This window comes from Akkermansia sp. JRP_AM1 (genome assembly GCF_049262625.1).
Lineage (GTDB): Bacteria > Verrucomicrobiota > Verrucomicrobiia > Verrucomicrobiales > Akkermansiaceae > Akkermansia > Akkermansia massiliensis.
The window spans coordinates 503952-526128 of record NZ_CP118234.1 but is presented as its reverse complement, the minus strand read 5'-3'; the positions used below and the strand labels follow the sequence as shown (position 1 = coordinate 526128).

Sequence of the window (22177 nt, the reverse complement as noted above, 5' to 3'; positions counted from 1 at the left end):
CTCAGCTTGCCTGGGAAGGCCTTTCTGCCCATGGTGCCGCCGCATGAGAATTGATGTGGCAACGGATACGTATGAACCTGACGTGAATGGAGTGGCCCTGACGCTGGAGCGGCTGGTCCGGGGGCTTCGGACGCGGGGGCATCTGGTGCATGTGTTGAGGGCTTCCGGGAGGGACGGAGCTTCCGTTCCCGGAGAGACGGCCATGCCGTCTCTCTCCCTCCCCATGTATCATGAGGTGAAAATAGGGCTGCCTTCCGCAGAAAGGTTCCGCTCCAGATGGATGAAGAAGAGGCCGGATGTGGTTTATGTTGCCACGGAAAGCCCCATGGGGGCCTCCGCCGTGAAGGCCGCTCGCGCTCTGGAGATTCCCGTGGTGATGGGATTCCACACCAATTTTCACCAGTACATGAAGGATTACCATTTCTCCAGGCTGGAAACCGCCGCCGTGAATTACCTGCGCAAGCTCCACAACCGGGCAGGGATGACGGTGGTGCCCACGGAGGAGATGCGCCGCGCGCTGGAGGGGTTGGGATTTGAACGCCTCTCCGTAATGGGGCGCGGGGTGGATGCCGCCTTGTTTGACCCTGCCAGGAGGGATGCCGGCCTGCGCCAGTCATGGGGCGCCTGGCGGGATGAAGTGGTGTTCGGCGTGGTGGGGCGTCTGGCCCGGGAGAAGAACCTGGTGACGGCCCTGGGACTGTACACGCGCCTGCAGCGGGAGTTCCCGGCCTGCGGCATGAAGATGGTCGTGGTGGGGGACGGTCCCATGATGAGCAGCCTGCGCAGTGAGTTTCCGGACGCCGTGTTTTGCGGAATGCGCAGCGGGGAGGACCTCGCGCGCCATTACGCCGCCATGGACGTGCTGCTCTTCGCCAGTGAGACGGAGACCTTCGGGAACGTTCTGCTGGAAGGGATGGCCAGCGGCCTGGCTACGGTCAGCTACCGGTACGCCGCTTCTGCGGATGTGGTGCTGGACGGCATCAACGGCCTTCAGGCGGAGAAGGGGGACGCGGAGGGTTTTTACTCCGCCATGCGCCGTCTGCTGGAGGACAGGGGGATGATCCGGAGACTCGGCGAACAGGCCCGCAGGACCGTGCGCGCCAGAGCGTGGGATTCCATCCATGACAGGTTTGAAGAACTGCTGGCCTCCGTGGCGCGGGAGGAGAATGGAACCGGCTACGCCCGCCCCCGCGGGATGCGGTGCTGGAATGCCGCACGGTCTTTTTGTCAGACCTCCATCTGGGCACGAAGGATTGCAAGGCGGACGAATGCCGGAGGTTCCTGAAGCATGTCCGTGCGGAAAAAATAGTTCTGGTAGGGGATATTGTGGACGCCTGGGCCCTCTCCCGCGGCAGCCGCTGGCGCAGGCGGCATACGCGCCTGATCCGCACCCTGCTGAAAAAGATGGAGCAGGAGGATGTGGAAGTGCTGTACCTGCGCGGGAACCACGACGATATTCTGGAAAAATTCCTTCCCTTTCATCTGGGCGGCCTGAAAATGGCCAAGGAGTACGTGCACCGGGCGGCGGACGGCAGGCGTTACCTGTGCGTGCACGGAGACGGTTTTGACGCCATCTCCACCAACCACCGGTGGCTGGCGATGCTCGGCTCCCTGGGCTACGACGTTCTGCTGACGGTCAACCGGCTTTACAATAAATACCGCGCCTGGCGGGGCAGGGAATATTATTCCGTCTCCCGCGCCATCAAGAGCCGCGTGAAATCCGCCGTCAATTTCATTGGGAAATATGAGGAGCAGCTCCAGAATCTGGCGGTGAAAAGGCAGTGTGACGGTATCATTGCCGGGCATGTGCATCATCCGGCGGATACCATGGTGGGGGAGGTGCGGTACCTGAATTGCGGGGACTGGGTGGAAACCATGAGCGCGGTGGTGGAATACGGGGACGGCCGCATGGAAACGCTGCTTTACAAGGATTTCATGAAACGCCTGGCTTACGGCAAATGCGGAACCGGAGCCGGAGCGGAAGCTTCCTCCTGCAAGGAGGCTTCGTGACGGGCGCCGGGGACAGGCGTCCGGAGGGTGTGGGACAAAATGGCCGCGTGTGACATTTTGTCTCTTTTTGGTGTGACAATATGTCCCATTGCTGCTCGGCAGGAAAAAGAGCGGACGAAATGATGCGATGTTATAATACGATGAATTTATGTTGTTTATGTTTATTTTTCAACAGGGCTTACAAGGCTGGCATGCCATTTGCAGAAAGAAAGGCAAGAACATGAGTTTGCCTGCATGACACTTCAGGTCATGGGGAAATCAAATCTCAACGAAATCCATTTAAAACAATCTAAGATAACGATATGGCTAAAATATTAGGAATCGACTTGGGCACGACCAACTCGTGCATGGCTGTGATGGAAGGCGGTCAGGGTACCGTACTTGAAAACAGCGAAGGTGCGCGCACCACTCCCTCCATTGTTGCCTTCACCAAGAGCGGTGAACGCCTCGTGGGGCAGGCCGCCAAACGTCAGGCGGTGACCAATCCGAAAAACACCGTGTTTTCCTCCAAGCGCCTCATCGGCCGCAAGTACAGCGAGCTGACGGAAGAAGATAAGAAGGTGCCTTATGAAATTGTGGAGGCCCACAACGGGGACGCCTATATCCGCGTGGACGTAGGCGGGGAAAAGAAGACTTTTTCTCCCCAGGAAATCGCCTCCATGGTCCTGGCCAAGCTGAAGGCCGACGCGGAATCCAAGCTGGGTGAGACGATCACGGAAGCCGTGATTACTGTTCCCGCCTATTTCAATGACGCCCAGCGCAACGCGACCAAGGCCGCCGGTGAAATCGCCGGCTTGAAGGTGCGCCGCATCATCAATGAACCGACGGCTGCTGCCCTGGCTTACGGCCTGGACAAGAAGTCCAATGAAAACATTGCCGTGTACGACCTCGGCGGCGGCACCTTCGATATTTCCGTGCTGGAAATCGGTGACGGCGTGTTTGAAGTGAAGGCTTCCGACGGCGACACCCACTTGGGCGGCGACGACTGGGACAACGCGATCATCACCTGGATCATGGACGAGTTCAAGAAGGACTCCGGCATGGATTCTTCCAACCAGCCGGACGCCATCCAGCGCATCAAGGAAGAAGCTGAAAAGGCCAAGATCGCCCTTTCCTCCACCCAGAGCTATGACATCAGCCTGCCGTTCATCACGGCGGACGCTTCCGGACCCAAGCACATCCAGCTGACGCTGAGCCGTCCCAAGCTGGAACAGCTCACGGAAGACCTGCTGGACCGTACCCGCAAGCCCGTGCTGGACTGCATCGCCGCCTCCGGCCTGAAGACCGGGGACATTGACGAACTGGTGCTGGTGGGCGGCATGACCCGCATGCCCGCCGTTCAGGAAATGGCCCATACGCTGGCTGGCAAGGAACCCCACAAGGGCGTGAACCCGGATGAAGTGGTGGCCGTAGGCGCCGCTATCCAGGGCGGCGTGCTCCAGGGGGACGTCAACGATGTGCTTCTGCTGGACGTGACCCCGCTGACCCTGTCCATTGAAACGATGGGCGGCATCGCTACGCCGATGATCGAGCGCAACACGACCATTCCGGTGCGCAAGAGCCAGGTGTTCTCCACCGCCGCGGACAACCAGCCCGCCGTGGACATCCGCATCTGCCAGGGTGAACGCAAGATGTTTGAGGACAACAAGCTTCTCGGCAACTTCAAGCTGGACGGCATCTCCGCCGCTCCGCGCGGCGTGCCGCAGATTGAAGTGACCTTTGACATTGACGCCAACGGCATTCTGCACGTCTCCGCCAAGGACAAGGGCACCGGCAAGGAACAGAAGATTTCCATCCAGGGCTCCAGCGGCCTTTCCAAGGATGAAATCGAACGCGCCAAGCGTGATGCGGAAGCCCATGCGGAAGAAGACAAGAAGCGGGCTGAGGAAATTGACACCGTCAACCAGGCGGACTCCCTCTGCTTCTCCGTGGAACGCCAGCTCAAGGACATGGGGGACAAGATTCCCGCAGACCTCAAGCGCGAGATTGAAGACAAGGTGATGCACCTCAAGGAAGCCATCTCCAAAAAGGAATACACCGCGATCAAGGCCGGGAAGGAAGACCTGGAATCCCGTCTGGAAGCCCTTTACAAGGCAGCGGAAGCCGCCCAGCAGTCCGCCGGTGCAGCCGGCCCCATGCCGGGAGCCGCTCCGGAGGAAGAAGCTTCCGACGGCCCCCGCAAGGCGAAAGGCCGCGTGGTGGACGCCGAAATCGTCGACGACGACAAATAAGCAACCCCTTCCCGCCGGAGGGGGAGCAACTTCCCCTCCGGCGGAACATTACATCCATATATTCATCTATAACAACACAAAAACAACATACTATGGCAAACATCAAACCCCTAGGACAACGTGTGCTGGTCAAGCGCATTGAAGCTGAAACCAAGACGGCCGGCGGCCTGTTCCTGCCGGACACCGCCAAGGAAAAACCCCAGGAAGCCGAAGTGATCTCCGTAGGCACCGGCGGCCGCGATGACAAGGGCGCCTTGATTGAATTCACCGTGAAGCCGGGCGACCACGTTCTTATTTCCAAGTACGGCGGCACGGAAATCAAGCTGGACGGAGAAGACTACCTCATCCTGTCTGAAAACGACATTCTGGCCATCATTGGCTAAATCACACGACACACTCACTCAACATCATTTTAAAATAACCTGATATTATGGCTAAACAAATCCAATTTGACGAAACCGCCCGCCAGGCTCTGCTCCGCGGCGTGGAACAGATTGCCAAGGCTGTCAAGAGCACGCTGGGGCCTGCCGGCCGCAACGTGGTGATCGACAAGAAATTCGGTTCCCCCTCATCACCAAGGACGGCGTGACCGTCGCCAAGGAAATCGAACTGGAAGACCCGTTTGAAAACATGGGCGCCCAGCTTGTCCGGGAAGTCTCCTCCAAGACCAACGACGTGGCCGGGGACGGCACCACCACCGCCACCGTGCTGGCTGAAAGCATTTACCGCGAAGGCCTGCGCAACGTCACCGCCGGCGCCAACCCCATCTCCCTCCAGAGGGGCATCATGAAGGCCGCGGACGCCGTGGTGGAAGAACTCAAGAAGATCAGCAAGCCTGTTGACTCCAGCAAGGAAGTGGCCCAGGTTGCCACCGTTTCCGCCAACTGGGACGCCGAAATCGGCCACATCATCGCGGAAGCCATGGACAAGGTGGGCAAGGACGGCACCATTACCGTGGAAGAAGCCAAGGGCATTGAAACCACGCTGGACGTGGTGGAAGGCATGCAGTTCGACAAGGGCTACCTGTCCCCCTACTTCGTGACCAACGCGGAAACGATGGAAGCGGTGCTGGAAAACCCTTACATCCTCATCCACGAAAAGAAGATCAACAACCTGAAGGACTTCCTTCCGCTGCTTGAAAAAGTGGCCAAGAGCGGCCGTCCCTTCCTGGTCATCGCGGAAGACATTGAAGGCGAAGCTCTCGCTACCCTGGTGGTCAACCGCCTGCGCGGCGTGCTGAACATCTGCGCGGTTAAGGCTCCCGGCTTCGGCGACCGCCGCAAGGCCATGATGGAAGACATTGCCATCCTGACCGGCGGCAAGTGCATCACGGAAGACCTGGGCATCAAGCTGGAAAACGTGGGCATTGAAGACCTCGGCCAGGCCAAGCGCGTGGTCGTCTCCAAGGATGAAACCGTCATCGTGGAAGGCGCCGGCAAGTCTGCGGACATTGAAGGCCGCATCTCCCAGATCCGCCACCAGATCAAGGACACCACGTCCGACTACGACCGTGAAAAACTCCAGGAACGCCTGGCCAAGCTGGCCGGCGGCGTGGCCGTCATCCATGTGGGTGCCGCTACGGAAACGGAAATGAAGGAAAAGAAGGCCCGTGTGGACGACGCCCTGCACGCCACCCGCGCTGCGGTGGAAGAAGGCATCGTTCCCGGCGGCGGCGTGGCCCTGATCCGCGCCCAGAAAGCCATTGACACCCTCAAGCTGGAAGGCGACGAGGAAACCGGCGCTCAAATCGTCTATCGTGCGGTGGAAGCTCCGCTCCGCCAACTGGCCAGCAATGCCGGCCGTGAAGGCGCCCTCATCGTCGCCAAGGTGAAGGGGATGAAGAAAGCGGCCGACGGCTACAACGTAGCCACGGACAAATATGAAGACCTGCTCACCGCTGGTGTGGTGGACCCGACCAAGGTAACCCGTTCCGCCCTGCAGAACGCGGCTTCCATCGCCGGCCTGCTGCTTACCACGGAATGCGTCATTGCCGACAAGCCCGAGAAGAAGGGCTGCGGATGCGGCTCCGGCGCTCCCGACATGGGCGGCATGGGAGGAATGGGCGGCATGGGCATGATGTAAGCCCCCCGTCCGTTTCTGCGAGACACGGCAATCGACTTCAAGGCTCCCCGGTTTTCCGGGGGGCCTTTTTGTATGGAGGGCGCCGGAACCTTCCGTTTTTTTGCTTTTCCCGTATGGGAAACGCTTCTCTTTCGGAAGGCGGCAGCCGCCACTCCGCGGGAAGGGATTTCAGGAAGATGGGCCGTGGCTGCCGGAGAACCGGAGGAAAACCAGGCTCCGGAAGTGCCCGGAAGAAACGGAAGATTTCACGGGAAGCAGGTGTAGCGCTATGGTTTTTATTGAAAATCATATTGTTGCATCAATGTGACGGAATGTTCACGTTTTAAAACGGGCGTGCGGAAGCGGCCTCCTGTAATAGAGGGCCGTTTATTACGCTTATGGACCCAATCTATTACTTCATCATAGGGCTGATTCTGGTGCTCTCCTGCTTTGACCTCGTCGTCGGGGTCTCCAATGACGCCGCCAACTTCCTGAACTCCGCCGTCGGTTCCAAGGCCGCGCCGCGCAGGACGATCATACTGGTGGCCGCCCTGGGCATCATCATCGGCTCCCTGTTCTCCAGCGGCATGATGGAAATCGCCAGAAGCGGCGTATTCATGCCGGCCCAGTTCACCTTCCATGACATCATGCTGATATTCCTGGCGGTGATGCTGACGGACGTGATTCTGCTGGACGTCTTCAACACCTTCGGTCTTCCCACCTCCACCACGGTTTCCATCGTCTTTGAACTGCTGGGCGGCGCCGTGGCGGTTGCCCTGTTCAAAATCTGGTCCGCAGAGCCGGGCGCAGCGCAGGAACTGTCCAGCTACATCAACTCCTCCAAGGCGCTGGCAATCATCTCCGGCATCTTCTCCTCCGTCTTCGTCGCCTTCATTTGCGGGATAACGGTCATGTGGATTTCCCGCCTCATCTTCTCCTTCAACTACAAAAAATCATTCAAATACCTGGGGGCCGTCTGGTGCGGCTTGGCCCTGACGGCCATCACCTACTTCGCCATCTTCAAGGGGCTGAAAGGCAGTACGCTGGTCACCAAGGACATGATCCGCCACCTGGACGCCCACATCTGGCTGTACGTATGCTGCAGCCTGGTATTCTGGACCGTCCTGATGGCCGTTCTCCAGAACATTTGCAAAATCAACATCCTGAAAATATCCGTCCTGGCGGGCACCATGGCCCTGGCGCTCTCCTTTGCCGGAAACGACCTGGTCAACTTCATCGGCGTTTTCATGGCGGGGCAGTCCTCCATGGAGATAGCGTCCGCCGCTGCGGCGCAGGGCGCGGACCTTTCCACCCTCACCATGGGCGGCCTCATGGTCCCCGTCACGGCGGACTGGCGCTACCTGCTGGGCGCGGGCGTCATCATGGTGCTGGCCCTCATGTTCTCCAAAAAGGCGCAGACCGTCACGGATACGGAGGTCAACCTGGCGAGGCAGGGCGGGGGCGTGGAGCGGTTCGGCTCCGTCCCCCGGCCCGCATGGCCGTGCGCTATGCGTTGAACGCCTCCCGCGCGGTGGAAAAAATCATGCCCGCCTGCGTGGGAAGATTCATTGAAAAACGTTTCCAGCCCGTGCCGGACGGCCCGGATAACGGGGCCTCCTTTGACCTGATCCGCGCTTCCGTGAATTTGACGGTCGCCGCCCTGCTGATCTCCCTGGCTACGTCCCTCCGGCTTCCTCTTTCCACCACGTATGTGACGTTCATGGTGGCGATGGGTTCCTCCCTGGCGGACAAAGCCTGGGGACGGGACAGCGCCGTGTACCGCATCACGGGGGTGATTACGGTAATTTCCGGGTGGTTCTTTACGGCCTTTGCCGCATTCACCATGTGCTGCATGGTGGCGGCGTGCATCGTTTACGGAGGCCTGTTCGGCATTGTCGCCATGTGCGCCCTGGCTGCCTTCCTGCTGCTGAAAAGCTCCAGGCTCCATAAAAAAGAACCCAGGACGCGGCGCTGGCGAAGGTGGCCAATTACCGGGATCCGGCCTGCGCCGCCCGCTACAATGAAGAAATCATTGAGCTGATGAAACGCATGGCGGAAATCTATGAAATGAACCTGGAAGCCCTGAACGTGGAGGACCGGAAGCGGCTGAAAAAGCTCCGGAAGGAAGCGCGCGGCATCCGCCGCTCCCTGAGCGACCGGATGGCGATGGAAGTCATGCCCGTCGTCCGGGAACTTCCGGATGAAGAGGCGGACCGCGGCAAGCGTTACGTGCAGATGGTGGAATACGCCACCTCCGTCTTTGAATCCCTCTCCAACATCACCACGGCCAGCCATGCCTACATAGACAACAACCATGAAGGGCTGGACATGGACAGGATAGAGCACTTGAGGGGGATGAACAACCGCGTTTCCTCCCTGTACCCCCGTTTCCGGGAAATGATGGAAAGCAACGACTATGCCGGGCTGGACCAATGCCTGGCCGGCATGGACGCGCTGGATGAGGAATTTGCGGAGGCGGTCAAGCAGCAGATCATCCTGCGGGCGGAGGACGTATCCGACATGCGGCGGGCGCTCCTCTACCTCAACCTCCTTAATGAAACCCGCACGATGATCCGCAAGGTTCTTCTTTTGGCGAAAATTCAGCGGAAATTTGTTCTTGGCTGGTAAAGGCCTGTAATTCACGGCTGCGCCGGAGGCGGCTGCTTCCGGCGCAGCGGAAGAGGGAGCGGCATTTTCTTATCCGGAAATTCTCCCGGAATACCCGGGAAGCGGGAATGGGGAAAATTTATTTTCCGGAAAGCGAAAGCCTCCGGAATGCTCGTCTTTTTAAAGTGTAAAGAAAAACCGCAAGCATTGAGGAACAATTGCTTGCGGTATAAAAGTGGTACGGGCGATGGGAATCGAACCCACGTCTCAAGCTTGGGAAGCTCGCGTCCTACCATTGAACGACGCCCGCATGAAATGCGGATGCCTATTTAGCGGCAGAAGGCAGGTATGTCAAGACCACAGAAAAATCGTGTCTTCTTTTTTGATATTTTAACACAGAAATGAAAAAAAACTTGTCTTACCCCGAGGCTTGAACATAATGCCTCTGTTGTGCGGGTATAGCTTAATGGTAAAGCTCCAGCCTTCCAAGCTGATCACACGGGTTCGATTCCCGTTACCCGCTCCATTTTTTCATTAAATTCACCTGCTAGATACTTCCTTTATGAAAGCCAGGTTCATGACAAAGACGGCGCTCAGTGCGCTGGCACTTGCGTTTGCGGGCGCCCTCCCCGGTGTGGCTCAGCAAACTGCTTCTCCGGCAGCCGTTCCGGCTGTTAATAAGGTTAAAGCCTCTGCTGTTGAAAAGGCTTTTATGAATCAAATGGCAGGTGTTGTCCAGGCCAGCCTGAAGGCCGGCGCCCTGGATATGAAAGCCGTGACCGAGATTCTGAACGCCGCTGTCAAGGCCGGCGTGTCTGACCAGGTGATGGGCTCCCTGGTATCCATGGCCGCAGGCGCTTTCCCGGGCAGCGCGCCCGCTGTTGCTTCCGCCGCCGTTAAAAGCTATGGAACCCAGGTAACGGAAGCCAACGTACGCAACGTGATTGCCTCTGCTGTGGCTGTGCAGCCCCACCCGTATGCGTCCGTCTCTCCCATCTCGGAAGCGGTTACGAAAGCTCTGGGCAGCTCCATGGTAGCCAATGCCGTTCCCGGCATTGCCGTGGGCGTGGCGGCCCAGACGCCTGACAATCCTCTGCAAGGGGTGACCACTCAGACCAGCGGTCTGGTGAGGCCTGGTGAAGAGGCATCCGGAGGGGCCCTGGTCCTGCCGGGCGGTCTTCCCGTGGGCGGCTCTGCTACAAGCCCCGCTCCCATCTCCAATCCTGCCGGAAATTAACCCGATCCATTTATCAATAGCATGAAGAGTCTTTTTTATCTCTCCTTGATGGCTGCCGGCATGCTTGCCGTCCATGCCAACGGGCAGTCCCTGTACACCCTGGCAGGACCGGTCGGTCTGGAAGAATCCCTTCCCCTGAAGTGGACATTCAATCTGGCCGGCGGTTATGACGACAACGTCAACGCTTCCAACTATGACCAGCAGGAAGCCGCTTTCATCAGCACGGACATCGGCGCCTCCCTGGCCAACTACGATTCCGTGACCCAGTACTCCTTCTCCGCCAAGCTTGGGGGTATCTTTTACCTGAAGGACCTTGAGGGAGAGACGAACGAATCACTTTCCAACTCCACGCTCTCCGCCAACCTTTCCCACAGCTTTGACCAGACCCTGCGCTACAACGGCAGCGTGTCCTTTGCGTGGCAGCCGGAACCCAACTATTCCAACGGCATTGCCAACGCTCGCCGGGACGGCGACTACATTTACGTGTACGTCTCCAGCTCCGTGAGCAAGGCATGGACCTCCCGCTACTCCACCACGCTGGGCGCCAACTTCTCCATGATCAACTATCAGGAGGACTCCGCCAAGACGGACAACCGCGACTATGTGGGCATGGACTTCACCAACCGCTACAAGTGGACGGAACGCCTGGCTATTTCCCTGAGCTGGAACGGTTCCTACTGCGACCGCGAATACGGCAACAACGAATTCTCCAACTTCGTCATGGCCGGCGCTGAATACGCTGTGGCTGAAAATACGTCCGCCACGCTCCGCGTAGGTCCCCAGTTCAAATATGTGGAAAGCTACGGTACCAGGACCTATCCTTCCGCAGAATTTGGTTTGAACCACCGCATGAGCGACCGCTTCATGATCGGCACGTTCATCCGCTACTCCAACGAAGCGACGAATACGTACATTCCCTACAGCGGTGCCAGTTACTATTCCAATGAAACGTGGCGCTTCGGCGTGAACAGCACGCTGAAACTGACGCACCGCGCCAGCCTGAACTGCGGCGTAAACCTGATTTCCAGCGAGTACAGCCGCCTGAGCTCCGGCAGCAACAGTGATACGTCTGACCTGACCTTCAATGCTACGGCCGGCATCAAGCTGCTGCTGACTAATGCGCTGGCTCTTACGGCCCAGTACTCCTACACCAACGGTTCCTACGGCGGCTATAACTACCCGATGCCCTCCTACAACCGCAACGTGTTCTCCTTCGGCGTGAATTACAGCTTCTAAGTCTTGACTGACCATTAATGTCCTTACTCCTCTAATTGCGAATGTTCATTCACAATTAGAGGAGTTTTTATCTTACTACCTCACTATCTTTCATGAATGCCCAGGATCAGCAGAACAGTGATCGCATCGTACGCAACATTGACTATTTGCAAGTTTTAAAAAATCGCTGGAAAGAAGTCTTCCTGGTCTTCCTTCTGGTGCTGGTCATTTCCGTGGTAGTGACTTTCCTGATGCCGCCCTCCTACCGGGCGACGAGCCAGTTCCAGATCAAGCTGCCCAAGCCCGTAATGGAAATCGGCCAGGGGGGGACGTGGTCGCCTCCTCCAACGTGACGGCTAACTACATTCCCATGCAGTATTCCGTGCTGACTTCCACTGAAGTTCTGAAGGTGGTGTCCAGGAAGCTGAATCTTGCCGCGGAATGGGGCATGACGGATGAAATGGCGGCATCCAATCTGGCCGGCATGATCAAGGTGGCTCCCGTGCGTGCGACGGACCTGGTGGACGTCATTGTCTCCGGCCCGGATCCCAAACTGGTGCAGAACATCGCCAAGACGGTTCCCGAGGCTTACAAGCAGGACCGTGAAATGCGTGAAAACCGCCTGGTGGAAACCGCCATCAAAAGTTTGAAGGACGTTCTCCGGGAACAGGAGGATACCGTCAATGAAAAGATGATGTCCCTCAAGAAGCTGATTGCGGAAAGCTCCTACCTTCCCACTACCTGGAGAAACGGTGAAAACCGGAGCACTCTGACGGCCGGCATGGAAGAGGAAGACTTCCGGAACGCCAAATCCCAGGCCATGCAGTTTGAAAAGGATGAAAAGGAACTGGCTTCCTACGTGCAGGAACTGCAGCGTCTGCCTGACGACAAGCTGCTGGATTACGTCATCAGTTCCGACCTGCTGAATGCGGAATCCGTAGGAGCCAAGGCCCTGCGTGAAACCTATGCCGAATTTTCCGACAAGCTCAAGGAGAAGGAAAACCTGAAAGCCCAGAACATCGGGGCCAGGCACCCCAAGATGCTGGCGCTGCTGGAGACGGAAAGGATTCTGGGAGAGAAGCTGAACAAGGAGCTGATCGGGCTGCGCTCCTCCCTGAAAAGCAAGCTGGAAATGGTTTCCGCAAGCCGGAAGCACTGGGAGGCGACCGTCGCTCAAAAGGAGGAAGCTCTCCAGAAGCATGTCCTGCAGGTTCCCATGTATGAACAGGCCAGCCGTGATTATGACGCCGCGCTGGACCAGCTCAAGGACCTGGATTCCCGGTACAAGGATGAAATCGCCCGTCTGCGCGTTCCCCGTGAAGCGATTGAAATGTACCAGCTTCCGACCTATCCTGCCGCTCCCTACAAGCCGAACGTGACCATCAACCTGGCGGTGGGCGCCGGGGCCGGGCTGCTTCTGGGCATCGGGCTGGCCCTGCTGCTGGAATTCATGGACACTTCCGTGAAGACGATGGAGGACGTGGAACGGGCCCTGCAGGTTCCGGTGCTGGGCATTATCCCCAAGAATGTGCCGATCCTTCATTCTTCCGATGTGATGGGCCCGGACGCGGAAGCCTACCGTATTCTGCGAACAAATATAGAATTCAATAAAAAGGGATTGGAGGAAATTTCCTTGACCTTTGTTTCCGGCAGTGCCGGGGAAGGGAAGACCACCACCTTGTGCAACCTGGCCTATATCTGCGCCCAGGGCGGCTATGCCACCCTGATGATTGACGCCGACCTGCGCCGTTCCAAGCTTCACCGGTATTATGAACTGGACAATGAAGTGGGACTGACCTCCTATCTGCTGGAAGACTACCCGCTGGAGGAAGTGATTTTCCAGACGCCCATTGAAAACCTGTACGTGATGCCTGCGGGCCCCACGCCCTTCGACCCGTCGGGCGCGTTGAATTCCCGCAAATTCAATGAACTGCTCCAGGAAGTGAAGCAGCGCTTTGACATCGTGCTGGTGGACTCCCCGCCCATCCTCGGCGTCAGTGATTCCGCCGTCATCGTGAGCGAGGTGGATATGACGCTCATGGTCGTCCAGCCCCGCAAACTGCCGCTGAAAGCCCTCCTGAGGCAGAAGCAGGTGATTGAATCCGTAGGCGGCAACCTGGCCGGCGTGGTGATGAATAATGTGGACATCACGTCCGATCACCAGTATCAGTATTACACGACTTATTACTCCTATTATTCTGCGGATGGCGGTTCCTCCGGCGAGAATGCGGACGCCTCTTCCATGAAGAAGGCCGAGCGTTCCGGAAAGGCCAAGGAGCTGGCGGCCACCCAGTCCCATGATAGTGAAGATCTGTACTAACCCATTGCTCCATGAAAAAATACATTTGTTCCCTCCTTTGCCTCTTGCTGGGTGCGGCGGGGCTGGCGTCCGCCCAGTCTCCGGACGCCGTGCCTGCGCAGGGCACCATTGAAATTCAGGTGCGCGGCATTCCTGCGGATGACGCTACGGCCATTTCCGGCCAGTATCTGCTGGACGGCAACGGGACGATACGCATGCCCCAGCTTCCGCCGGGCCACGACGTGCTGCGCGTGGTAGGCAAGACGGCGCGCCAGATTGAAGATATGCTGATGGCCGCCTATAAGAAGGCGGAATTGTACACGGCCCCCACCTTTCTGGTGAAGGTGCAGAGTTCGGACGCGCGGCTGACGGAGCACATTGTGCTGGTGAGCGGCGGCGTAGCCATGAAGAAAAACGTCCTGTGGCGGCGCGGCATGACGCTTCTGGAAGCGATTGTGGGCGCGGGCGACATTACGGACTGGGGTTCCCGGTACGTGCAGGTGACGCGCGGCGGAAAAACCGTGACGTACGATTACTTCTCCATCAAGGACAGGGCGATTCCCATTCAGCCCAATGACCGCATCTTCGTTCCCCAGCGCGGGATTTTTGAAGGGCGGCCCGCGAAGCTCCTGCCCTGAAACATTCTTTTTCATGCCCGGCTTTCCATAGGGAAGCCGGGTTTTTTATTGCCCCGGTTCCCGGAAAATCCATGGAATGCCGGAAAAAACACGTGGGCCGGCGTCCGGGATGGGAACAGGCCGCTGGGGAGATGGAACGCGGAAGGCCTGTCATGAAATTTCCCAGGCCCTTTTCTGGAAATGGGCCGTGCATGCGTGGAACCGTATGGTAGAATCATAGCGGGAAAAAAGTTTTCCCTTGAACCGTACGGCGCCAGTAAAAACGCTGGTGGAAGGGGTTTTTTCCCTGTGCCCGTGAACCTCTGTATTCACCGGAACGGAAGGCCTGCGGGGCGGAAAGAGTTGAGGAACATGCTGTTTCCGCCGGGGGCGTAGGCCCTTTTCCCGTGATTGGCTGATACGGCCTCCGGGCATATATTGCGATGAAATGAGTTCAGTATGAATGTAAAAAACAGAAAAACAAAGAAAAATGTTGAATATTCTTGGACTCAATGCATTTTTGGAATCTTCCAAAAATGTTAGAGTTTCGTGCGGAATGTCTGCATGGAGCTTCGCAATCCCAATGTAAAAACTCATTAACCATGATATACCATTTTAAGAAAACATTCATCGGAGTAGGAGGACGGGAATACATTAACAATCCCAAGCTGAGCTTCCCGGAACATGTGAAAATCCGCCGTCGGGGAACGAATCCCAAATCCGGCCAGCCTTATGCGGAAGCGGGCAGCGCGTTCGTGGAAACGTCCTCCATTGCCTCGCGGCTCTGCTGCAGCGCGTCCGCCGCCCGCCAGTACCTGCACCGTCACGGAGCCCGCTTCCGCGTGGTCCGCAAGGGTACGGGTTCCCTGGCCCTGTACTGGCGGCGTGCGGATGTGGACCGGATTCTCGCCCGGCGGGAGCCTGTACGCCGCCGCGTGCCACCGTGCTACATGGACATGGCCGAGGCTATCGACATGCTGGGGGTGGTGCGCAGCTACATTTACAGGCTCGTGAAAAAGGGGCTGCTGCGCGAATACCGGTGCCGGATGAAGACCGCCCGCGGCCTCCGGGTGCGCTGTTTTTATCACCGGGAGGACCTGGAGCATATCAGGCTGCACGTGCTCCAGAAAAGATGATGGGGCCGGTTTCCGCAGATGCGTTTTTGGCTTGAGCGCGGGCCGGATTGTGTCACGTTATGGGCATGATAGCTTTTCTGCGCGGCACGGTGGCGGAATCATATCCCCAGCGGTTGATTCTGGATGTTCATGGCGTGGGGTATGAGGTGATTGTGCCCCTCTCCACCTTTGACAGGCTGAACCCTCTTCCCGGCAGGGAGCTGACGCTGAAAACCTACCTGCATGTCCGGGAGAACATGCAGGTGCTCTACGGCTTTGCCACGGATGCGGAGCGGGACATTTTCCTGCTGCTGATCGACCGCGTTTCAGGCATCGGCCCTGCCACGGCCATCGCCATTCTTGGTTCCCTGTCCGTGGAGCAGTTCAAGCAGGCGGTGGTGAGCGGGGACGTTTCCGGCATTGCGCGGGCCAAGGGCGTGGGCAAGAAGACGGCGGAACGCATTGTCCTGGAGCTGAAGGACAAGGTGGGACTGGCCGCTACGTGGGAGGCCCAGGCGCAGGGCGCCACCTCCCAGGCAGCGGGGGATGCGGAGCTGGCGTTGATTGCGCTCGGGTTCAAGCAGGTGGAGTCCCGCAAGGCAATCGCCGCCCACCTGAAAGACCATCCGGACGCGGATGCGGACGAACTGATCCGCGCCGCCCTGCGCTCCATGAACTGACCGGCTCCCCCACCCGGGGACCGGCTCCGCAAGCATTTGACTTCCATGCGGGAGCATGCCCGCGGGCAGGGCTTCCTGCGGTCCGCGCAGGCGCGGGAGCATACTGCCATGATGGGGGAACAATAGTGTTGACGGCTGGTTGAATCGTTTTTAAACTTACGGCGTCCATGGTACTTAAATAAGTCCGGGACTAGTAATTAATCAAATCTGAAGCCCTCAATCTTATGGCCAAATATGCTATTAACGGTTTTGGACGTATTGGTCGCAACGTACTGCGCGCCATGTCCAAGGAAGAACGCAACAAGGTTGTTGCCATCAATGACCTGACCCCCATTGAAATGATCGCCCACCTGCTCAAGTATGACTCCACGCAGGGCAAGTTTGACGGTGAAATTTCCATTGATGGAGAATATCTGGTCGTTGACGGTCACAAGATCCTCATCACCGTGGAACGCGACCCCGCCAACCTTCCCTGGAAGAAGCTGGGCGTAGACGTCGTTCTGGAATCCACCGGCCTGTTCACCAAGCGTGACGCCGCCAAGAAGCACCTTGAAGCCGGCGCCAAGAAGGTGCTCATTTCCGCTCCCTCCCCGGATCCTGACCTGACCTTCGTTCTGGGCATCAACGACAGCGAATACGATCCCGCCAAGCACGACATCGTTTCCAACGCTTCCTGCACCACCAACTGCCTCGCTCCCATGGTGAAGGTGCTGGACGACAAGTTCGGCATTGAAAAGGGCATGATGAGCACGATTCACTCCTACACGAACGACCAGCGCATCCTGGACCTTCCCCACTCCGATCCCCGCCGCGCCCGCGCCGCCGCGATCAACATCATCCCGACGACCACCGGCGCCGCCAAGGCCATCGGCGAAGTGATGCCGAACCTGAAGGGCTCCCTGAACGGCGCTTCCTTCCGCGTGCCGACCCCGACCGGTTCCCTGACCGACTTCGTGGCCGTTCTCAAGAAGAACGTGACCGTGGAAGAAGTGAACGCCGCCATGAAGGAAGCCGCTGAAGGCCCGCTGAAGGGCATTCTGGATTACTCTGAAGAAGCCCTCGTTCTCCAGGACATCGTTTCCGACCCCCACTCCTGCATCTTTGACTCCGGCTTCACGTATGTGGTCGGCGGCAACCTGGTGAAGGTCTGCGGCTGGTACGACAACGAATGGGGCTACTCCAACCGCGCCGCTGAAGCCATGAAGAAGCTGGGCGACAGCGTGAGCTGCGGCTGCTCCTGCGGCAAGTAAGTTCTTCCGAACAACGCTTGCTCTTCAGTTGCACGACAAGTCTTGCCGGTTGCCTGCTTCAACCTTCCGGTTCCTGAACCGGGTTTGTCCAGGCGGCCGGGGATTTATCCGGGAGGGCAGAAATGCCCTCCCTTTTTTATTCCATTGAACCAAACAATATAAACCGATATGGCTAAACTTACTGTACGTGACCTTGATGCCAAGGGAAAGGAAGTCCTGATGCGCGTGGATTTCAACGTCCCCCTCAAGGATGGGGAAATTACCAATGACGCCCGCATCGTGGCCGCCCTCCCCACCATCAAGTTCCTGCTGGACCAGGGCGCCCGCCTTGTCCTCACCTCCCATCTGGGCCGTCCCAAGAACGAACCCGATCCCGCTTTTTCCCTGAAGCCCGTTGCCGCCCGCCTTTCCGAACTGCTCGGCAAGGAAGTGAAATTCGTTCCCGCCGCCATCGGCCCGGAAGCGGAAGCCGCCCGCGCCGCCATGAAGGACGGCGACGTGGTCCTGCTGGAAAACGTCCGCTTCTATCCCGGTGAAAAGAAGAACGATCCGGAATTTGCCAAGGCTCTTCTGGGCAATGCCACGCTGTTCGTGAACGACGCGTTCGGCACCGCCCACCGCGCCCACGCTTCCACGGAAGGGGTGACGCATTTTGCGGAAAAGAGCGCCATGGGCTTCCTGATCGAACGCGAACTGGAATACCTGGAAGGCAAGCTGGAAAACCCGGAAAAGCCCTTCGTGGTAATCATGGGCGGCGCCAAGGTGTCCGACAAGATTGAAGTGCTTTCCAAGCTGATGGAAAAGGCTGATACGTTCCTGATCGGGGGCGCCATGGCCAACACGTTCCTGGCGGCTGAAGGGTATGACCTGGGCGCTTCCAAGATTGAAGGCGACAAGCTGGATCTGGCCCGTGAAATCCTGGCGGAAGCCAAGGCCAAGGGCGTGAAATTCCTGCTTCCTGCGGACGTGCGCGTAGCCATGAAGTTTGAAGACGGCGCTGAAACCTTCTGCACGGCTCCCTTCGCGGAAGGCGGCAAGGTGCCGGAAGGCGGCATGGCCATCGACATCGGCGACAAGGCTATTGAAGAATTCTCCGCCATCATCAAGGACGCCAAGACCGTTCTGTGGAACGGCCCGATGGGCGTGTTTGAAATGGACTGCTTTGCCAAGGGCACCAAGGAAATTGCGGAAGCCCTGGCGGATTCCTCCGCCATCTCCATCGTGGGCGGCGGCGATTCCGTGACGGCGGCCAAGAAGTTCAAGGTCCAGGACAAGCTTTCCTTCTGCTCTACGGGCGGCGGCGCTTCCCTGGAACTGCTGGAAGGCAAGGTGCTTCCCGGCGTGGGAGCCCTGACCGACAAGTGCGGCTGCTGCTGCCAGAAGTAACCGTTCACGGCCGGCGGATTGCTTTCCGCATGGTGCCTTGAATGAACCTTTTCATTCCCCGTGCCCGTCTCCGGGTGCGGGGATTTTTTTGCTCCCTGCTGACGCGGCGGAAACTGCGGAAGTTTGCCGGCTCCCGCGGTTTAAGGAAAACCCGTTCGTGCTCCGGTGGCTGCCGGTTCCGGAGAGGGGGATGCAGGGAAAGGCGGCACAGTCCTTTTTTGGGCTTGCTCTGCGTGTGGCCCGCGCTAGGCTGGACATGTATGAAAATGCTGCGCAGCTTCCTGGCCGTGTTCCTGTTGTGCTCTCCCGCGCTTGCGGCGGACGCCTCCGTTGCGGGGAAGAAGGAGCATGGGGGGTATCCGGCCCGGTACATGCTTCTGGAATCCTCGTCCCGCAACAGCCAGAGCCTGTCTACGCCCGTGGCCGCGTATGTGAATGACGAAGGCGCGGAAGTGGCGCTTATCGGGGCCATTCATGTGGCGGAGGCTGATTATTATGCCTGGCTGAACAAGCTGTTCGGCAGTTATGACGTGCTGCTGTTTGAAATGATCGGCGGGGAGGGGCTCCGGAGGGAGGAGGAGCTCCGCCGTAAAATAGACCGCAATAAGCCTATGGGAGGGCTGACGCTGGAGGAGGCGCGGGAATGGAACCGGATGGTGGAGTGGAGGAAGAGAGCCGCCCTTGAGGAAAAGTCTTTTTTGCTGGGGCTGCTGGGAAGCGCGTACCGGGAATTGAGCGCCGCGCTGGGCCTTCAAACCCAGCATCAGGGCATTGATTATTCCGCGCCCCATTTTATCCATGCGGACATGACGCTGGCGGAATTCCGGCAGGCGCAGGCCAGTAAGGGAGAAAACTTCGCCAGCCTGATGCTTAAATCCATGCTGTCCTCCCTGGTGGAGAAGCCCGGGGCGTACCAGCCGAATGAATTCGGCATGATGGTGGATTTGCTTGCCGGGAACAAGGCGGGGCTGAAGAATGAACTGATGCGCATTTTTGCCCATGCTCCGAATGATTTGGAGGATACCGTGATTCTGGAAGGCCGGAATTCCAAGTGCATGGAAGTATTTGACCAATGGCGCGGCAAGGGCGTTCGCAGGATAGGCATTTTTTATGGCGCGGCCCATCTTCCCGGCCTGCACGGAGCTCTTCTGGAACGCGGCTACCGCCTCCGGGACGTGCAGTGGCTCCCGGCGTGGAGCACCATGGAGAAGGCTGGCCAGGACTGACCCTTTTGCCGTCTTTTCCGGTCTTTCCGCGGGTAATGAAGTTGGTGACTGCCGGAGGCCGTAAATGATGGGAATTCTCCCTTTCCGGAAAGGCCGCTTCAAATGGAAAGGGAGAAGAGGAAAATAGCCTCTTCCCCTTTCCTGATGAACTCCCGTTGAGCAGACGGAAGGGAACGCTACTTTCCGGCGGGGACCAGGCGGGCAATGCCGCCGCCCTTGACGCGCATGGTGAAGGAAAGGGTGCTCCCGGAATGGAGTTCCCGGTTTTCCACCTTCCAGCCGTCGTTCTTTTCCGGCAGGTCGCGGAGGATGGTGGCCCGGTACGCGGTGTTCCTGTTCAGGAAGTCCAGGGGAATGGAAACGGTGCGTTCCCGTCCGTCCCCGTTCATCAGGGCAATGTACCACTGGTCCCCGGAACGCCGGGCAAAGGCGGCGCATTCCCCGATGGCGGACGGCGGCAGGACGATGGTCTCATCCCATACGGAGGGAATGTTCCGGACGGCTTCCCGTTCCGGGGAGCCTTTCGGGAAGGCGGCTTCCATGTCTGCGGGGTTGGATACCCAGTGGAGGACTGGGGACGTATAAATGATATTGGCCGCCATCTGGAGGGGCCAGGAAGAGCCGCGCAGCTTGGGCCCGTGGCCGAAGTAGCCGCCAGTGAAATCGGCGTGGCCGGAGACCAGCCGGGTGAAGGGCAGTGCGCAGTAGTGCCGTCCGCCGATGGCGGCCCAGATGTTCTGTTCCCCGCCGTAGATGCCTTCCCGGCTCATTTCATGCGGCCAGGAGCGTTCTTCCCCCGTGGGGGTATTGGCGCCGTGAAAGTTGACCATGAGCTTGTTTTTAGCCAGGTTTTCCGCGACGGCGTCATAAAAGGCCAGGCGTTCCCGGGAGGCGGAATCCATGAAATCTATCTTGATTCCCTTGATGCCCGTTTTGGCAAGGCTGCTGAAAAAGCTGCGCATGCTTTCCCAGTCGTTGGCGGGGTTGTTGACGTCTGACCAGCGCACCCATACCCAGATGCCTACTTGTTTGCCGGCGGCGTAGCTGGCCAGTTGAGCCACCTTGTCCATGCTTTCCGGCACGGTTTTGCCCCATTTCTTCCATCCTTCGTCAACGAGGTGGTATTCCCAGCCGAATTCGGAGGCCATGTCGACAAAGGCGTACTGGTCCTCTTCACGGACGTTTCCGCGGTCCCACCAGGTCCAGGTGGAGCGGCCCGGCTTGATCCAGGGCGTTTTGGCTCCTTCCGGAAAAAGGTTCTTGTCCGGTTCCGGAGCCAGGGAAGGGATGACGTCGTTCCGGACCAGGCCGTTGAGGTCGTCGTTCACCAGGATGACCCGCCAGGGCATCTCTGCGGAAGAGGGGGCGGAAAAGCCTTCCGGGTCCTGGAAATATACCGTCCTGCATGCGCCGTCCTGAAGGGAGAATTTAATGCCGCTCCACTGCCTGTTGAAATTGGCGGCTTCCTGGATGAGGGCGAAGCCTCCGCCCGGCAGTTCCGCCGCAACCGGCATGGTGCGGACATGGCTGCGGGGATTGCCGGGGTCTTTCTTGAAATCGGCTATTCTGGAAGGAGACCAGACTCCCTCGCAGGGACCCAGTGCGGAAGCGGCGTCCTGGGTCCACAGGACGGCTTTTTCCGGGAAGGCGAACGACGTTTTTCTTCCCCGATGTTCAGCACGGGCGCTTTCTGCACGTCTTCCGTCCACTCGTAGCGGAAGGCGACTCCGTTGTTGAAAACGCGGGCGCGGAGGCGGAGGCCGGAATTATCCCCGGAAACCACGTATTCGTTGAAATGGACGGAAGCGGAGGGGTATTTGCCGCGCGTTTCAAAGGTGTCGTGGACGTTGTCCTTCACTTTTTTCACGCTCCATCCCGTAATGCCTCCGGCAAGGTCCTTGCCGTTCACCACGATGCCCAGGCCGGAGGGCTCCAGAACCGTCCTGTTTCCCTTTTTCAGGGAATGGGCGGCCCGGTTATCCGCGTGGAGCATCCAGGACAGACGGCCGTCCGGGGATTGCAGAGAGGCATGCAATTCTCCCGCCTGTCCGGAACCGGGCAGGAGGCATCCTGCCATATTGCTGAAAATAATGAGAGATTTTACAATCATATCTTTGTCAGAATACGTCCATCTTGGCCCGTTTATTGCAAAAGTATGTTTTGGAAGGGCGGCAGCCAGCGCATCTACTTTCCGGAATGGGGAAAAGGCCCTCCCTGCGTGAAGGCCGGGTGGTTCTCCGTTA

At 58.5% G+C, this 22177-nt stretch carries 18 protein-coding genes, 2 tRNA genes and 2 pseudogenes; 19 read left to right on the top strand and 3 right to left on the bottom strand.

The window, feature by feature from the left end; genetic code table 11:
• Positions 1 to 43 precede the first annotated feature (43 nt).
• From PVA48_RS02425 to PVA48_RS02390, 8 genes and pseudogenes are all read left to right on the top strand, one after another.
• The gene (locus tag PVA48_RS02425) at positions 44 to 1285 is read left to right on the top strand and encodes a glycosyltransferase family 4 protein (RefSeq protein WP_423232186.1); all 1242 of its coding nucleotides are present in this window, start codon (positions 44 to 46) and stop codon (positions 1283 to 1285) included.
• A complete protein-coding gene (locus tag PVA48_RS02420) occupies positions 1225 to 2010 on the top strand; it encodes a UDP-2,3-diacylglucosamine diphosphatase (RefSeq protein WP_423232185.1) in 786 nt (261 codons plus the stop codon). The genes PVA48_RS02425 and PVA48_RS02420 overlap by 61 nt, the downstream gene beginning before the upstream one ends.
• Positions 2011 to 2312: 302 nt before the next feature.
• Positions 2313 to 4241 carry a molecular chaperone DnaK gene (gene dnaK, locus PVA48_RS02415; protein ID WP_423232184.1) on the top strand — a complete coding sequence of 643 codons (1929 nt, stop codon included), beginning with the start codon at positions 2313 to 2315 and terminating at the stop codon, positions 4239 to 4241.
• Between the two features lie 92 nt (positions 4242 to 4333).
• On the top strand, positions 4334 to 4624 hold the full coding sequence (gene groES / locus PVA48_RS02410; RefSeq protein ID WP_022396241.1) for a co-chaperone GroES: 291 nt from the start codon (positions 4334 to 4336) through the stop codon (positions 4622 to 4624).
• A gap of 44 nt (positions 4625 to 4668) precedes the next feature.
• A pseudogene (groL, locus tag PVA48_RS02405) lies at positions 4669 to 6323 on the top strand (chaperonin GroEL).
• A gap of 377 nt (positions 6324 to 6700) precedes the next feature.
• Positions 6701 to 7819, top strand: a complete 1119-nt coding sequence (locus PVA48_RS02400; RefSeq protein WP_423232183.1) for an inorganic phosphate transporter — start codon at positions 6701 to 6703, stop codon at positions 7817 to 7819.
• Positions 7798 to 8343: a hypothetical protein gene (locus PVA48_RS02395; protein WP_423232182.1), complete on the top strand. Its 546-nt coding sequence runs from the start codon at positions 7798 to 7800 to the stop codon at positions 8341 to 8343. The genes PVA48_RS02400 and PVA48_RS02395 overlap by 22 nt, the downstream gene beginning before the upstream one ends.
• Positions 8283 to 8930 (top strand): hypothetical protein, encoded by a 648-nt coding sequence (locus PVA48_RS02390; protein ID WP_423232181.1) that lies wholly within the window; start codon positions 8283 to 8285, stop codon positions 8928 to 8930. The genes PVA48_RS02395 and PVA48_RS02390 overlap by 61 nt, the downstream gene beginning before the upstream one ends.
• A 215-nt stretch (positions 8931 to 9145) precedes the next feature.
• Here the strand turns inward: PVA48_RS02390 and PVA48_RS02385 are convergent.
• Positions 9146 to 9219 (bottom strand) — tRNA-Gly (locus PVA48_RS02385).
• Between the two features lie 142 nt (positions 9220 to 9361).
• Here PVA48_RS02385 and PVA48_RS02380 point away from each other — a divergent pair.
• The 11 genes from PVA48_RS02380 to PVA48_RS02330 all read left to right on the top strand — a co-directional run bounded on the left by PVA48_RS02380 (position 9362) and on the right by PVA48_RS02330 (position 19934).
• A tRNA-Gly gene (locus PVA48_RS02380) sits at positions 9362 to 9435 on the top strand.
• Positions 9436 to 9621: 186 nt separating this feature from the next.
• A complete protein-coding gene (locus tag PVA48_RS02375) occupies positions 9622 to 10146 on the top strand; it encodes a hypothetical protein (RefSeq protein WP_146019308.1) in 525 nt (174 codons plus the stop codon).
• A gap of 21 nt (positions 10147 to 10167) precedes the next feature.
• Positions 10168 to 11382, top strand: a complete 1215-nt coding sequence (locus tag PVA48_RS02370) for a hypothetical protein (protein ID WP_102749521.1) — start codon at positions 10168 to 10170, stop codon at positions 11380 to 11382.
• A gap of 92 nt (positions 11383 to 11474) precedes the next feature.
• Positions 11475 to 11714 (top strand): Wzz/FepE/Etk N-terminal domain-containing protein, encoded by a 240-nt coding sequence (locus PVA48_RS02365; protein WP_215841482.1) that lies wholly within the window; start codon positions 11475 to 11477, stop codon positions 11712 to 11714.
• A complete protein-coding gene (locus PVA48_RS02360; RefSeq protein WP_022396235.1) occupies positions 11693 to 13681 on the top strand; it encodes a polysaccharide biosynthesis tyrosine autokinase in 1989 nt (662 codons plus the stop codon). The genes PVA48_RS02365 and PVA48_RS02360 overlap by 22 nt, the downstream gene beginning before the upstream one ends.
• 11 nt (positions 13682 to 13692) lie before the next feature.
• A complete protein-coding gene (locus PVA48_RS02355; RefSeq protein WP_022396234.1) occupies positions 13693 to 14298 on the top strand; it encodes a polysaccharide biosynthesis/export family protein in 606 nt (201 codons plus the stop codon).
• A gap of 581 nt (positions 14299 to 14879) precedes the next feature.
• On the top strand, positions 14880 to 15413 hold the full coding sequence (locus PVA48_RS02350) for a helix-turn-helix domain-containing protein (protein WP_102722427.1): 534 nt from the start codon (positions 14880 to 14882) through the stop codon (positions 15411 to 15413).
• A gap of 65 nt (positions 15414 to 15478) precedes the next feature.
• Positions 15479 to 16072: a Holliday junction branch migration protein RuvA gene (gene ruvA / locus PVA48_RS02345; protein WP_102714792.1), complete on the top strand. Its 594-nt coding sequence runs from the start codon at positions 15479 to 15481 to the stop codon at positions 16070 to 16072.
• Positions 16073 to 16296: 224 nt separating this feature from the next.
• The gene (gap, locus tag PVA48_RS02340) at positions 16297 to 17322 is read left to right on the top strand and encodes a type I glyceraldehyde-3-phosphate dehydrogenase (protein WP_022396231.1); all 1026 of its coding nucleotides are present in this window, start codon (positions 16297 to 16299) and stop codon (positions 17320 to 17322) included.
• 168 nt (positions 17323 to 17490) lie between these two features.
• A complete protein-coding gene (locus tag PVA48_RS02335) occupies positions 17491 to 18708 on the top strand; it encodes a phosphoglycerate kinase (protein WP_102727368.1) in 1218 nt (405 codons plus the stop codon).
• 260 nt (positions 18709 to 18968) lie between these two features.
• Entirely contained in the window at positions 18969 to 19934 is a 966-nt protein-coding gene (locus PVA48_RS02330) for a hypothetical protein (RefSeq protein WP_102728938.1), read from the top strand.
• 176 nt (positions 19935 to 20110) lie between these two features.
• Here PVA48_RS02330 and PVA48_RS02325 read toward each other — a convergent pair whose 3' ends face one another.
• Both PVA48_RS02325 and PVA48_RS02320 read right to left on the bottom strand, forming a co-directional pair.
• Positions 20111 to 20476 carry a glycoside hydrolase family 97 C-terminal domain-containing protein gene (locus PVA48_RS02325; RefSeq protein WP_290503844.1) on the bottom strand — a complete coding sequence of 122 codons (366 nt, stop codon included), beginning with the start codon at positions 20474 to 20476 and terminating at the stop codon, positions 20111 to 20113.
• Between the two features lie 42 nt (positions 20477 to 20518).
• Positions 20519 to 21927, bottom strand: a pseudogene (locus PVA48_RS02320) (glycoside hydrolase family 97 catalytic domain-containing protein); the annotation flags it as partial.
• Positions 21928 to 22177 lie beyond the last annotated feature (250 nt).

Bases quoted from the DNA above. Each gene is read 5' to 3' on its own strand.
- groES (WP_022396241.1), top strand. From the start codon at position 4,334: ATGGCAAACATCAAACCCCTAGGACAACGTGTGCTGGTCAAGCGCATT.
- PVA48_RS02425 (WP_423232186.1), top strand. From the start codon at position 44: ATGAGAATTGATGTGGCAACGGATACGTATGAACCTGACGTGAATGGA.
- ruvA (WP_102714792.1), top strand. From the start codon at position 15,479: ATGATAGCTTTTCTGCGCGGCACGGTGGCGGAATCATATCCCCAGCGG.
- PVA48_RS02355 (WP_022396234.1), top strand. From the start codon at position 13,693: ATGAAAAAATACATTTGTTCCCTCCTTTGCCTCTTGCTGGGTGCGGCG.
- PVA48_RS02375 (WP_146019308.1), top strand. From the start codon at position 9,622: ATGAATCAAATGGCAGGTGTTGTCCAGGCCAGCCTGAAGGCCGGCGCC.
- PVA48_RS02395 (WP_423232182.1), top strand. From the start codon at position 7,798: ATGGCCGTGCGCTATGCGTTGAACGCCTCCCGCGCGGTGGAAAAAATC.
- PVA48_RS02350 (WP_102722427.1), top strand. From the start codon at position 14,880: ATGATATACCATTTTAAGAAAACATTCATCGGAGTAGGAGGACGGGAA.
- PVA48_RS02400 (WP_423232183.1), top strand. From the start codon at position 6,701: ATGGACCCAATCTATTACTTCATCATAGGGCTGATTCTGGTGCTCTCC.
- PVA48_RS02330 (WP_102728938.1), top strand. From the start codon at position 18,969: ATGAAAATGCTGCGCAGCTTCCTGGCCGTGTTCCTGTTGTGCTCTCCC.
- PVA48_RS02335 (WP_102727368.1), top strand. From the start codon at position 17,491: ATGGCTAAACTTACTGTACGTGACCTTGATGCCAAGGGAAAGGAAGTC.
- gap (WP_022396231.1), top strand. From the start codon at position 16,297: ATGGCCAAATATGCTATTAACGGTTTTGGACGTATTGGTCGCAACGTA.
- PVA48_RS02325 (WP_290503844.1), bottom strand. From the start codon at position 20,476: ATGGAAGCCGCCTTCCCGAAAGGCTCCCCGGAACGGGAAGCCGTCCGG.
- PVA48_RS02365 (WP_215841482.1), top strand. From the start codon at position 11,475: ATGAATGCCCAGGATCAGCAGAACAGTGATCGCATCGTACGCAACATT.
- PVA48_RS02370 (WP_102749521.1), top strand. From the start codon at position 10,168: ATGAAGAGTCTTTTTTATCTCTCCTTGATGGCTGCCGGCATGCTTGCC.
- dnaK (WP_423232184.1), top strand. From the start codon at position 2,313: ATGGCTAAAATATTAGGAATCGACTTGGGCACGACCAACTCGTGCATG.